Annotated in this window: 10 protein-coding genes; 1 reads left to right on the forward strand and 9 read right to left on the reverse strand. The window is 60.4% G+C overall.

The window, feature by feature from the left end:
• Nucleotides 1-14: 14 nt before the first annotated feature.
• Both C1719_RS12220 and nrfD (C1719_RS12225) read right to left on the reverse strand, forming a co-directional pair.
• Nucleotides 15-434 carry a GntR family transcriptional regulator gene (locus C1719_RS12220; protein WP_102375365.1) on the reverse strand — a complete coding sequence of 140 codons (420 nt, stop codon included), beginning with the start codon at nt 432-434 and terminating at the stop codon, nt 15-17.
• 21 nt (nt 435-455) lie between these two features.
• Nucleotides 456-1,412, reverse strand: a complete 957-nt coding sequence (gene nrfD / locus C1719_RS12225) for an NrfD/PsrC family molybdoenzyme membrane anchor subunit (protein WP_102375366.1) — start codon at nt 1,410-1,412, stop codon at nt 456-458.
• Nucleotides 1,413-1,822: 410 nt separating this feature from the next.
• On the opposite strand from nrfD (C1719_RS12225), the gene C1719_RS12230 reads away from it, so the two are divergent.
• Nucleotides 1,823-3,913, forward strand: coding sequence for a DUF6541 family protein (locus C1719_RS12230; RefSeq protein WP_102375367.1), 2,091 nt, complete (start codon nt 1,823-1,825; stop codon nt 3,911-3,913).
• Nucleotides 3,914-3,970: 57 nt separating this feature from the next.
• Here C1719_RS12230 and C1719_RS12235 read toward each other — a convergent pair whose 3' ends face one another.
• The 7 genes from C1719_RS12235 to nrfD (C1719_RS12265) form a co-directional block, all read right to left on the reverse strand.
• Entirely contained in the window at nt 3,971-4,666 is a 696-nt protein-coding gene (locus C1719_RS12235; protein ID WP_102375368.1) for a TorD/DmsD family molecular chaperone, read from the reverse strand.
• Nucleotides 4,667-4,784: 118 nt separating this feature from the next.
• Entirely contained in the window at nt 4,785-6,002 is a 1,218-nt protein-coding gene (gene nrfD, locus C1719_RS12240; RefSeq protein ID WP_102375369.1) for an NrfD/PsrC family molybdoenzyme membrane anchor subunit, read from the reverse strand.
• A 12-nt stretch (nt 6,003-6,014) separates the two neighbouring features.
• Nucleotides 6,015-6,632: a 4Fe-4S dicluster domain-containing protein gene (locus C1719_RS12245; RefSeq protein ID WP_102375370.1), complete on the reverse strand. Its 618-nt coding sequence runs from the start codon at nt 6,630-6,632 to the stop codon at nt 6,015-6,017.
• A 9-nt stretch (nt 6,633-6,641) separates the two neighbouring features.
• The gene (locus C1719_RS12250) at nt 6,642-9,053 is read right to left on the reverse strand and encodes a molybdopterin-dependent oxidoreductase (protein ID WP_102375371.1); all 2,412 of its coding nucleotides are present in this window, start codon (nt 9,051-9,053) and stop codon (nt 6,642-6,644) included.
• A gap of 283 nt (nt 9,054-9,336) precedes the next feature.
• Complete coding sequence (locus tag C1719_RS12255; protein WP_245874581.1) at nt 9,337-10,215, reverse strand: slipin family protein; 879 nt, start codon at nt 10,213-10,215, stop codon at nt 9,337-9,339.
• A gap of 144 nt (nt 10,216-10,359) precedes the next feature.
• Nucleotides 10,360-10,845 (reverse strand): GntR family transcriptional regulator, encoded by a 486-nt coding sequence (locus C1719_RS12260; RefSeq protein ID WP_102375373.1) that lies wholly within the window; start codon nt 10,843-10,845, stop codon nt 10,360-10,362.
• 141 nt (nt 10,846-10,986) lie between these two features.
• On the reverse strand, nt 10,987-11,946 hold the full coding sequence (gene nrfD / locus C1719_RS12265) for an NrfD/PsrC family molybdoenzyme membrane anchor subunit (protein WP_102376063.1): 960 nt from the start codon (nt 11,944-11,946) through the stop codon (nt 10,987-10,989).
• Nucleotides 11,947-12,398 lie beyond the last annotated feature (452 nt).

The following is a 12,398-nucleotide window of genomic DNA, read 5'->3' on the forward strand; positions in this document are numbered from 1 at the left end:
GGATGCGATCCCGACTATTCCCTCGCCCGTTTCGCCTTTTCGTTGTTCAAGCACTCGGTGAACTGCACTTCTATATCTTCGATCGACATGCCCAGCTCGAAGCATCGTTTGAGGTACTCGACCGTCACGATCTCGGCGGTCGAGGAGATGCTCACGCCTGGCTTGTCGCTCACGTCGCACACGAACGCGCCCTGGCGGCGCTTCGACTGGATGTAGCCGTCCTGCTCGAGGCTCATGTACACCTTGCTCACCGTGTTGTAGTTGACCTCGACATCGGCCGCCAGCCCGCGCACAGTGGGCAGCTGGTCGCCCGGCATGTAGTACCCCGACGTGATGAGGTAAATGAACCGGTTCTTCAGCTGCAACCAGATGGGAATGCTGCTCTTCTCGTCGATCTCGAACAGCGCGGCGTTCGTGTTCTCCCTATCTCTCAAGCGCGATACCCTGCTTCCTCATCAGCTCAGACCTTCGGTCAGATCGATCGTCTCTTCCATTGCGGGCTCGAGCACCAAATCGCGGTGCACACCCGCTTCCACCATGCCGTATCGAAGGCAGAACGCCCCGATCAGCACCAAAACCGCACTCACAGCTAGCGCCGCATGCAGATCAACCCGCCCTCGAATGCCCACGACCTCGACGACGAGCGGCGCCGCAAGCCCGCAGGCTGCGAACCCGAGCCACCACACAAGTGCCAGCTCTCCCTGCGTGAGGATCGCAAACGACTCCTGCACCCCGAAATGCCCGCTTTGCCCCGCAAGCACGACGAAACATGCAGCGCAAACGGCTTCGAGCACGATAGCTGCCGCATCCGCGCAAACGAGCACGCGAAGTACGCGGACGCAAGCACGGTCGCATTCCACGAAGAACGACACCGCGAACAAAAGCGCGATGCCGCTCGATGCCGACGACAGGACGAACAGCGCGGGCACCAGCGGCGACGCCCAAAACGCCACGCCGCCGACCGACTGGAGCAGAAGCCCCGTGTAGAGCATCACCACCAACGCGACCGCAACCGCAATCGCCTCAAGCGCCACCACGACCGAGCGCTTGACGAACGACAGGTACATGAACCGCACGAGCACAAGGGCCGCACCAAGCACGCCGAGCGCGGCGAGCGCATACGAGCCGAGCGTCATGACCGACATCGTCGGGCTCAAAAACAAAGCGAGCGCCCTATCGATACGGCCGAGATCGAGCAGCAAACTCACGATGCCCACCGCAAGCGCGACGAAGCCCGCAAGAAACCCGTAATCGACGATCCGTCCTAGGGGGCGCACCGAAGGTCCGGGGCCATACGACGACGTACCGAACGGCTGCTTCACCGCCAAAAGGTCGATGAGCGAGCACGCAGCAATCGCTCCCGCCCCAGCTCCGCCGAGGAAAAGGTAGAACACCGCAAATGCGCCAAACATGCCTTCCCTCCAAACGAGACCGTGTATAAGCCCGGACCGACCAGAATGGCACAAGCAGCTCACACCATCCTGCAAATACCTTTCTGCATCTGAACCAGTATGCCACAAAAAGAAGCTCCCGTATATGACACGGTGTCATATACGGGAGCAAGAGCGTCTCCCGTTTTTCCAAGTACTTATAGCTATTGCTCTTTAGTTGACGCCTCAGCCCGCAGATACAGATTTTAGCCTTTGGACCGAACCGAACCCGAAGACGGCATCTCTCGCCTCAACACCTTGGTGCTGGCAACCCGCTGGCAATCCGCATTCGGCTCTCGTGCTTTCATCTGCCAACCTATTACCGTTATAATCTTCCCTAACGCTATCCGGATACGTCGCGCACCGCACAAGTGCGCTCATGAGGGGTTCCTATGTGGTTCACGCTGCTTTTCGCCGTTGCCGTATGCATTGCGGTGCTGTACGTCCCCGGTTACTTGGTCGGGCGCTCGCTTTCGTTCGAGCGCACCGTCTCGCTTGCCGTCGCTCCCGCTTTCTCGCTTTTGGCGCTGGTTATCCTGGGCGTTGCTTTTCGCATGGCAGGCATAAGCTGCCATGCACTGGTGCTTGCGGGATCGGCAGGAGCGATCGGGCTGATCGCTTTCGGGCTGGCTTACGGCATCCGGCGCAAAAGCACGCCCGCGACAGCGGCCCTTCCCCTCAATGAACCCGAGAAATCGCGCGGCCGGCATGCCGCACCGATCAACGCAACCCCCGAAACCGACAGCGCCCCCTCATCCCGCTTCACCTGGCAGGCCTTCGCCCTGTACGCAGGCGTAGCCCTCGTCGTAACCGCATTCGTGTTCCTCACCGCCATCGACGGGTTCGACTCTTTCGCACGGAAAGACGACACCACCGTGCATCTGTCCATCGTCCGCGCGTTTTTGGATACGGGAACCTATTCCACGTTGAACAGCGGCTCCTTCGTCGATCAGGGAACCGCGGGGGCCTACTACCCCTCTGCCTGGCACATCGTCGTAGCCATAGCCGCATCGTGCGTTGGCGGCGAGGTGGCTGTTGCCACCAACGCCGCCACGCTCGCTTTCACCGTCGCCGTGCTTCCACTGGGAATGTGCCTGCTGCTGCGCACCGTGTTCCCGAATCGGCGCGAGGTCGTTTTGGCCGGATCGCTATTCGCGGTGAGCTTCGCCATCCTGCCGTGGGGCTTTCTGACGAAAGGCCAGCTTCTGCCCAACATGGCGGCCTTCGCTCTCATCCCCGCCGCCATAGCGCTGTTCATATCCGCCATCGAAGCGAACCGCAGGGGCGAACGAGCGCAATGTGCTGTGGGAGCGGTTCTTGCGCTCGCCTCCATTGCGCTCTGCCAGCCGAACGGCGCGTTCACCTGCGTTATCGGAATGGCGTCCTATGCCCTGTGCCGCATATTTCGCAGCCCGGATGACGAACGGGCAACCGTCACGCCGAAGAAGATCGCCTGCGCGGCCGGCCTTGCGGCAGGCGCCTGCGCATTGTGGGCGATCCTGTATTTCGCTCCCCCCTTGCGCAGCGTGGTCACCTACGGGCCATGGGACACCCTGCTGCCATTTCCCGAAGCGGTACTGTCCGTTCTGTCGTTCATGTACGTGAAATGGGGCGGCATCCAGCCGTTTCTATCCGTCATGGTGCTTTTCGGCCTGATAGCATCGCTGCGCAATCGCCGCTGGCTCTGGCTTGCCGTCGCCTACGCGGTCACGCTCGTCATCTACATGGGAAACGTATGCACCGATGGAGTTTTGCGACAGGTGATTTCTGGATTTTGGTACTCGGACTACTACCGCACGGGCGCCATGAACGCCCTGTTCGCCATCCCCTTGGCGGCACTCGGGTTCGCCTGGCTTATGCGCCTTCTCGGCTCGGCGCTTTCGCGGCTGCCGAAGCTCAAAGGGCGCGAAAGCGCCTGCGCGGCCTTGGTGCTCACGATTGCCTTCGCGGTCTGCCAAGCAGTGCCCTTCCAGATAAGCCTCGGGAAGCGCACAATAGAAAACGGACTGCCCGCCATGCGGCATCAGGTGGTGGATCTCTATTCATGGGACGACATCTACACTGCAGAAGAACGCGCTTTCGTGCAACGGGCGACCGGCCTCGTTGAAAAAGGCGCCATGGTCGTCAACGTTCCCAACGACGGAACGGCCTGGTGCTACGGAACCGATGGCCTGTCGGTGCTGTTCCGCCGCACCGGCGACAACGGCAGCAACCCGTTTCCCTCCGCAACGAACGAGATCATCCGCACGCGGCTGGCGAATATATCCACCGACGTCGAGGTGCAAGAGGCGGTGCGGCAGGTGGACGCGCGATACCTCATCCTGCTCGACGATCTCGCGGGGGATAACCCCACGGTAACCGACCAACGCTACGAAGCCGCCAAATGGGCGGGAGTGGAATCGGTCACGCCCGAAACGCCTGGGTTCACGCTGCTTCTCAGCGAAGGCGACATGAGGCTCTACGAGATCAACGGGTTCGAGTAAGAAAAACGAGCACGAGGGCAAGCGCCGACCAGCAGCCATAGCCTCGTGCTCGAACCGTTAATCCCGATCTCGCGCCAACCCCACATGCCACATCAGCACTCTTTCCGCAAGCCCGAGCACCGCAACGAAATAGCCGTCGGGGTACGCTCGGGCAACGCGATCTCGAAAAGCGCCGATCCAACCCAGAGGATGTCGCTCGATGAAGTCAAGAGCGGCCCGAACGTCCGAGTCCGCCGGATCGGGCGCGCCGACGGCCTCGCCATCGATTTCATCCGACCCGTACTCGACGGATGAACCCAAAGAGGCGCAGCGCGTCGAAAGATAGAGCAGCTCGATCCCCATATGGTCTTCGTACTGGTGGTTCTCGTTGCTCAGCTCAAGACCCGCCTCGCGAAGCAGGCGCTTCATCTCAAACGTCGGCTCGCCGAATCCAACAGTCACGTTTTCCGATCGATACATCGTCTCCCAAGGCGGTGCCGCAGGGGAAGGCGGTCCAATGAACAGGCGCGTGTACTCGACCGACACGCGCTCAACAGGATCCTTGCCCCCAGCCGCGCAGGCGACCGAGGCTTCGGCATAGCGTCTGCAGCCGGCAACGGCTTCGGCAATCCCATCGTTCCCGAAGTCGGGAAAGGATCCCCAAAACCCGGGGTCAATGCCCACCGTAGCAGTTTGCGTCATTGGCTTGAGCAGCGAGTTGCCGATAAAACCATACACGTCGGCCAAATCGCTCCAGGGAATGTTGGCTGCCATTGCCGTCTCCTTTACCCGCAGGCGCCGCCATCGGCCCCCACGATCGACCGCCAACTGGCGGATGGTCGCATGAAGTGCGGCTGCCTGCACAACACAGCACAGGCAGCCTGAACGAATACTATGCCGCTTCGCCAGCCAGCCCGCTTTCGGCCGGCCCGGCACCCGCACCAGCACGGTTGCCGGGAAGCAGCTTCTTGCAAAGGAGCATGAACGCCAACACACCCAGCGACACGGCCCCGATGACCACGACGATCTCGACCCACGTGGGCGCATACGCGCTAGCAAGGGCCCATGCGTCGGTGCCCGCAGCATGGGCGGCCGCAGATGATCCCGAGATCACGCCGGGCGCACCCGCCACGTTGAACTCGACGAACGAGGCGAGCAAAAGCCACACGCGCTTGCAGAACACGCCGACGACCACGCAGACGCTCGCCGCAGCAACAAGCCCCATGCGAGCGCGGTTCTTCGCGAACAGGAGGATCGCAAGCGGGATCAGGATGCCCACGATGATCTCGAACCAGAAGAACGGAGCGGTTGCACCCGTCGCCATAATGGACAGCGTCTCGGCGCCGGCAGCTCCGGGATAAGCCATCGTGAGCACCTCGCAGCCGATGAGGAAACCGTCGATGGCGATGCAGGTCGCGAGCAGGCCCGCGAGGTTCGTCAGGAGTTTCTTATCGGTCTTAAAAAGGCCCGATTTGTTCAGCCCCATGAGCGAGAGCAGCAGCGCGAGACCCGAATCCATAGCTGACACCACGAACAGCGGCGCCATGATGGCCGAGTACCAGCCCTCCTTGGCGATCTCGAGCCCGAAGATCCAGGCGGTCACGCTGTGCACGAGGATGGCGACGGGCAGCGCGAAGCGGGATACCACGGCCACGCGGTCCTGCGCCCCGGGCTTCCTCGAGGTCATGAACGCGAGGTACACGACGTTGATGGCGAGGTACAGCGTGATCACGCAGATGTCCCAGAACAGCGGCGAGGCCGGGTTGGGCGAGACGACGATCCGCCACACCCTCTGGATGCCGCCCAGGTCGATGAGGACGAACATGCCCGCCACGCAGATGCACACCGTGGAGAGGATGACGGCCGGAAGCGCCACCTTCTTGTACTCCTTCACATGGAACACGCTCGCCGACGAGGCCACGATGAGGCCCCCCGCCGAGAGCCCCACGAAGAACATGAAGCAGGTGATGTAGAGGCCCCACGACGTGCCGTTGCTCATGCCCGTCACGCCGAGGCCGTTCATGAGCTGGTAGATCCAGGCGGCGACACCCGCCGCCGTCAGCGCCGCGAGCACGCCCGCGGCAGCTTTGAATTTAGCTGAAGTTTGCATTGTGCGCACCCCTTAGTTGAAGTAATGGACTTGCGGACGCGTGCCCTGCTCTTCCAAGAGCACGCCGGCCTTCTTTTCGCGGATGAGCTTCGAGATCTCGCTCTCGGGATCATCGAGATCGCCGAATGTGCGGGCTTTTGTGGGGCAGCACACGACGCACATGGGCTCTTTTCCTAGGTCGGTGCGCTCCTTGCACATCGTGCACTTCTCGGCCACGCCCTTAGGGCGCACCGGCACGTCTTTGTCCCCGTAGTTGAAGTCGGGGTCGCGCCTGGGCTCCTCCCAGTTGAACACGCGGGCGTTGTAGGGGCAGGCGGCCATGCACATGCGGCACCCGATGCACTTGTCGTAGTCTATCTCCACGCGCCCCATCTCGTCCTTGTAGGTGGCGCCCGTCGGGCACACCTTCAGGCAGGCCGGGTTCTCGCAGTGCTGGCAGGCGATGGGCAGGTACGTGCGGGTAAGGTTCGGATACTCCCCGAGGGCTCCGTCGACAACGTCGCATCCTTCGGTCAGCACCCGGTTCCAGAGCATTCCCATCGGCACGTTGTTTTGCATCTTGCAAGCATTTGCGCAGGTGTGGCACCCAATGCAGCGATCCAGGTTGATCGCGATCCCAAGTTTCGTCATTGCGCTCACCTACGCTTTCTTCACTTCGACAAGGGTGTCGTTAAAAGGAATAACCGGGCCGAACACGAGCATGTCGCCTCGTTCGATGGTCGTATCGTTCGTAACGTCTTGAATGTTTCCGCCGTCCATGTACTTCGACCACATGCCTTCGTATATGCGAGCGATGCCGGGACGAACCGATGCGTTGACGCGAACGGGGCAAGAGAAGCTACCGCGATCGTTGAACACAGTTACCGCATCGCCGTCTGTAAGCGACCGCGTTTCCATGTCCGCCGGGTTGAGTTCGAGATACGGTGTATAATGCTGCTGGATCCACGTCGCATCGCAGAATTGCGAGTGGATGTGGAAGCGGGTCCTCGCCTGAACGAACTGGAGCGGATAGGTGTCCATCCGGGAATTACCGTCGAACAGCTCGAGGTTCTCCTCCCAGGTCGGCAACGCCTGACCGAAGTCGACCAGATCGCTGTAGTACAAATCCAGCTTGCCTGAAGGCGTGCTGTACTGCTGGTCAGCATACCCGATGCGGGGCTCCTCGATGCCCGGCAGCGGAAGAACTCCCTGGTTGCTAACGAGATCGGAAAGCTTCACGCCCCGCAGGGTCTCGTCTTCCGACTCCTCGATCTGAAAGCGAACGTAGTCCTCAGCCGTCTTCGGAAGCGCGCCTTCGAGCCCCAAGCTTTTCGCAATCTCGTACTGAATCTGGAAATCCGTCTTGCTCTCGAACAGCGGGTCGATCACTTTCTCGCGAAGGCGAAGATGATTGTACGCGCACTTCACGCCGCCGATCTCCTCGTCGCACTCGAACTTCGTGCAAGCAGGCAGCACGATGTCGGCGTACTGAACGCTATCTGAATTGAATATCTCGATTCCGAGGATGAAATCTACGGTATCGAGCCATTCACGCGTCAAATTCATGTTGGCGAAATAGGTTTGGAAGGTGTTGCCGATGGAGATGACCGCATGCGTGTTGTTCGGCTCGGTGCGGAACCTGTACGACGGCATCTCAGACGGAGCGGCGATCATATCCTCAGGCAGCGGCCACATCGCAAGCTCGGCTCCATACCCCGAACCGCCGAGGTAGTTGCCCATGCCGCGCCCCGTAGAGCCAACGTTGCCGGTCAGCGCGCCGAGCAGCGCAAGCGCGTGCCCGGTTATGTCAGCATTGGAATACTTGTCGCTTCCGCCATATCCTACGGCAAGCGAAGCCGGACCGCCCGTCGCATACTGATCAGCCAGCGATTCGATGGTAGCCTCGTCGATCCCCGTCTTTTCCGCAGCCCAGGAAACGGTGTGCTGTTTCTGGTTTGCAAACAGCTGTTGGAAGACCGGCTCGTAAACGACACCGTCAACGGTGAAAGAGCCTTCGAGGACAGGTTCGACACCCTCGTCGAGGTAGCTCTTCACACTCTGCGTCGCACCATCCCATACCATATAGGGATTTTCTTCCCCCGTTTCAGGCTCCCCTGCTTCCGAGATGATCTCATCATGGTCGCGAAGCACGGTTCCGTCTTCGACGGAAACGAGGAACGGCATCGTCGTGTTCGCTTTCAGGAAACCTTCGTCGTACAGCTTTTCATCGAGAATACGGCTCACCATGCCGAGGAAAAGCGCCGCGTCGGTACCAGGCTTTATGGGTATCCAGCGGTGCGCCTTGGAAGCCGTCGTCGAATAATGCGGATCGACGACAACGATCTCGCAACCCGCCTCTTTCGCATCGAAGAACGCCGTAGCCTGCATCATGGACGACTCGAGCGGATTGGAACTCGTGATGATCAGGAGCTTGGAGTTCTTCCAGTCGCGTATTTCGTTCGTTGCGGCACCGGCTGTGATGTCGCCGAGCGCTGGATCGAATCCGTTTCCGACCCCGATATCGAGACCGTCTCCCAGACCACTCGTGGAAGCTCCGAGCACGTCCACCAGCAGCGGATACTCAGGCGCTCCCGAGCATGCTACATGAACGCTTGCATTGCCGTATTTCGAGCGAACCTCAGACAGTTTCTCTCCGACCGTTTTCATGGCTTCGTCCCAGGTGATCGACTCGAATTCTCCCGATCCGCGCTCTCCCACGCGCTTGAGCGGAGTCTGGAGTCGCTCGATGCCGTAGACATGCTGCACCTCGGACAGTCCCTTCAGACAGCACTGCGCATAGTACGGATCGAGGGCATCGTTCGGCTGGATGAGGCTGATGCGCCCATCCCTCACCGTGCATGCCAAACTGCAATTGCCCATACACGCCTCATGGTGATACGTATAAGCGACGTGCTCCTCAGATTCGGCATGCGCTTTTGCAGGCGCGAGCCAGTCATCCGCAGTAACCATGCCCGCAGCACCCGCAAGGCCCAACGCCCCCGCAGCGGCGCCCGAGACCTTCAGAAAGCCCCTTCGCGTAAGCTTGCCATGCGAGCCTTTAGCTTCTGACATTTCTCCTCCTAAAATCTGGCAGGATATCTATCGATCTGCCCTCCTGCAAGCGATCGCGATTACGCTTAGCAGGTGCAATTCCGTAGATCACCCCATCGTCTGCATCGGAATTGGCCAAATTCGTCTGACTCGCACTATACGAAATAATCATATGACAATCAATAATTGTCATATGATTATTTTTGCAATATTTATTCTATTTTTGAAATAATATCTATCTGGTGATTTATGTATTTCCCCAGATCGCAAAATATAGTTTTACCGAATTATCTTCTCGATTGTCCTACTTCTCGCCCATGACGCCCTTCATGCTGTCGGGCAAAACGTCGCCGAATCCCTCCGAGAACGAACTCGGCACCACTACGGTTCCCCCAGTCTCACGCACGCTTTCGTAGAGCAGATGCATGGCACGCAAACGCAGCGCGGCGTCGTTTTTCGCATAGGAGTCGCCCATGTCGTCCATCATCTCGCAGATGTCCTGCTCGGCCTCCATGAGGATGATGCGAGCCTTCTTGCGCTGCTCGGCCTGCGCCTCGAGCGACATGACCTCCTGAAGTTCCTTGGGCAGCAAGATATCGCGCACCTCGACCGACAGGATCGTGATGCCCCACGGCGCCACCTTCTCTTCAAGTATGCGCTTCAGCTCGCGGTCGAGCTGCTCGCGGCGAATCGCCACCTCGGCAACGCCCGCGCGCCCGATCGCATCGCGCAGCGCCGTCTGCGCCGCCAATTCGACGGTCCGCGTGAAATCCCCCACCTCGGTGCACGCCGCCTTCGCATCCCACACCATCCAAAACAAAACGGCGTTCACATCGAGGGGCACGAGATCGGCCGTAAGAGTTTCTTCCGCACCGAACGATGTGGCGCGCACGCGCCCGTCGACGCGCATGGTATTCTGCTCGATTATGGGCATCGTCCAAAAAAGCCCGGGGCCCGAAACGCGGTTGAACTTGCCGAACCTGAGCACCACGACCTTTTCCCACTGCTGAGCTATGTGCACCGAAGACATCACAAGCAAAGCCACCACGAGCGCCGAAAGCAGCGACGCCACACCGACCTGCGCCGTCGCCACCCAAAAAGCGCCAATTACCGCGCAAAACGCCACCAAGAAGATAACGGCCGAAAACAATACCACACCTGCATTCGACGCACGCTCGCCCATGACTTCGGTACTAGCTTCGGGAACAACCTGAAATCGCTGCTTTCGCCTTGCGCGACTCGGCCCTCCCTCGCAGGATCGCGCGGCCGCTTGCCCCGCAGAGAACCCTGCCGCATACACGTTGTCTTTTCCGATTCCCATGGCGGCCTACCTTTCGCCCTCGCGCTTCGCGCGCTTTACACCAACATCGATCGTCACTATTCGACCCGAGCCTTCGGGCAACGGCGCCTCGCTCGCATCCGCTTGCCTCTCGGCAACTTTGATCTGCTTGATCTTCTTGGACATGCATTTCTCGATATCGTCGAGAGACAAACCGAGATCGCGACATGCAGCCACGCAATCATCCATGAGGCGCTCGATCTCTTTCGTGTATTCCTCGTCCATTTCGGCATCGAGATCGCGAACGAACACACCCCGGCCGCGCGTCGATTCCAGATACCCATCGGATACCAGGCTCAAGTACGCCTTGTTCACCGTGTTGTAATTGATCGATATGTCCGATGCCAGCCCGCGCACCGTAGGCAATTGATCGCCCGGCTTGAAATACCCCGAATTGATGAGGTATATCAGCCGCTGGCGCAATTGCACCCACAAAGGCACATCGCTTGTCGTATCAACCTCAAATGGAAACATATCTCACCTTACATCCGTTTCGTTATCGTCCGCGCCGTCGTTTCGTTATCGTCCGCGCCGACCTACCGCCGTAACCCGCCTCTTACCGCACGCCGCATCCGCTTCCACTCCACGCACACCGCGCCGCATCCACTCGCCGCATCATCCGCCCGCCGCAAAGGCGATCACGGGATGCATGCCAGCCTCAACGATGCAGAAACGCATGACGAACCCGCCGAGCAGCACGCAAGCACTCGCCGCAAGCGCCAGCCCACGCGGTTTCGCCTCGTCGCTTAGCAGCACGACCTCGAGCAGGAGGGGCAGCGCAAGCCCCATGCCCGCAAAACCAAACCACCAAAGCCCGGCGTTCGCCCCTGCGACCAATTCCGTATACGAGCTTGCCGCCGCCTGTGCCGTTCCGCTCGCAGACGCACCCGCAGCAGCGGCACACGCGACGAGGAATGCCGCAACGGACAGAGCCTCGAGCACGATGACGGCTGCATCGGCAAACACCGCCCGCCTGAACAACGGGGCAAACGCAGCGCCTGCGCTTCCCAGGTGGGCAACGCCCGCAACCAGCGCGATGCCGCACGAAAGGCTCGACAGCACGAACACCGCCGGAAGCCAGAATACCGCCCAAAGCGGCACCGCCGCCAAGCTCTGCAACAGCAAACCCGTGTACACCATCACGATAAGCGCGATGGGGATCAAGAGGATCTCGGCCACCCGAACGAAGCCTTGCGAAACGCCGCGAACGACGCCCGCCCAAGCAAGCGCGAGCACAAGGGCGAGCACGAAACATGCCGCAAACGCATAGGCCCCGACCGCGATATGCGAAAACGTGGGCGACACCAGCAGAAGCAGCAACCGGTCCGCCCTGCCCAGATCGGCTGCCAGGCACAGCATACCCAGCAGCATCGCAACCAGCGAACACGCGTAGGCAGGCGCGAACAGACTTCGATACGCGGAGGGCGCCGCGAAAGCCGTGCGAACGCCTCGCCTCGCGCGACCCGACCGCACAACAATCACACGTTCGCGAGGTACGAACAGCCCCGCGACCGCAAGCACGAGGCATGCGCCCGACCCCGCCCCACCGAGGAACAGATAGAGTATGATCGGCATATCGAACACAGGCCCGTCCCCTCATGGCGCGATCGTCAGATAGTCGTGCGGCTTTCTTGCCCTTTCTCGCGGCCGGCCGCATCGCAAGATTCGTACGACCGCCAGCGGTATCCGATTATCATAAGACAATAACCCCGCCCGTTGTAGGGGAATCAGAAGGAAAACGCATTCGGAGCGAGAAAAGGCGCCTACCCGCGCCTCCCCCCCCCGAGCAGCCCCCGCCCGCAAAAGCGCGCCGGCTTCGAAACCGAAAACCGCGCAAAACCGAACCGACCCCGAATCGCCTTTTTCTGCACGAGAGTGCACTGGGGGAAACCGCGCCACCGCGCACCCGTCTGCGCAGAAAAAACGGTTGCCGCAGGGCACTCGTGAGAAAAACAGCCACCTGAGGACAGGTTTTTTCGGTTTTGTACGCTTTCGCGCATACTCAAGGACCCATACCCAGGGGAAAG

Origin of the sequence: Raoultibacter massiliensis, assembly GCF_900199545.1 — a bacterium.
GTDB classification, from domain to species: Bacteria; Actinomycetota; Coriobacteriia; order Coriobacteriales; family Eggerthellaceae; genus Raoultibacter; species Raoultibacter massiliensis.

Excerpts from the sequence above, each read along its gene's own strand:
- nrfD (WP_102375366.1), bottom strand. The coding sequence starts at position 1,412 with ATGTTTGGCGCATTTGCGGTGTTCTACCTTTTCCTCGGCGGAGCTGGG.
- C1719_RS12230 (WP_102375367.1), top strand. The coding sequence starts at position 1,823 with ATGTGGTTCACGCTGCTTTTCGCCGTTGCCGTATGCATTGCGGTGCTG.
- C1719_RS12235 (WP_102375368.1), bottom strand. The coding sequence starts at position 4,666 with ATGGCAGCCAACATTCCCTGGAGCGATTTGGCCGACGTGTATGGTTTT.
- nrfD (WP_102375369.1), bottom strand. The coding sequence starts at position 6,002 with ATGCAAACTTCAGCTAAATTCAAAGCTGCCGCGGGCGTGCTCGCGGCG.
- C1719_RS12245 (WP_102375370.1), bottom strand. The coding sequence starts at position 6,632 with ATGACGAAACTTGGGATCGCGATCAACCTGGATCGCTGCATTGGGTGC.
- C1719_RS12250 (WP_102375371.1), bottom strand. The coding sequence starts at position 9,053 with ATGTCAGAAGCTAAAGGCTCGCATGGCAAGCTTACGCGAAGGGGCTTT.
- C1719_RS12255 (WP_245874581.1), bottom strand. The coding sequence starts at position 10,215 with ATGGGCGAGCGTGCGTCGAATGCAGGTGTGGTATTGTTTTCGGCCGTT.
- C1719_RS12260 (WP_102375373.1), bottom strand. The coding sequence starts at position 10,845 with ATGTTTCCATTTGAGGTTGATACGACAAGCGATGTGCCTTTGTGGGTG.
- nrfD (WP_102376063.1), bottom strand. The coding sequence starts at position 11,946 with ATGCCGATCATACTCTATCTGTTCCTCGGTGGGGCGGGGTCGGGCGCA.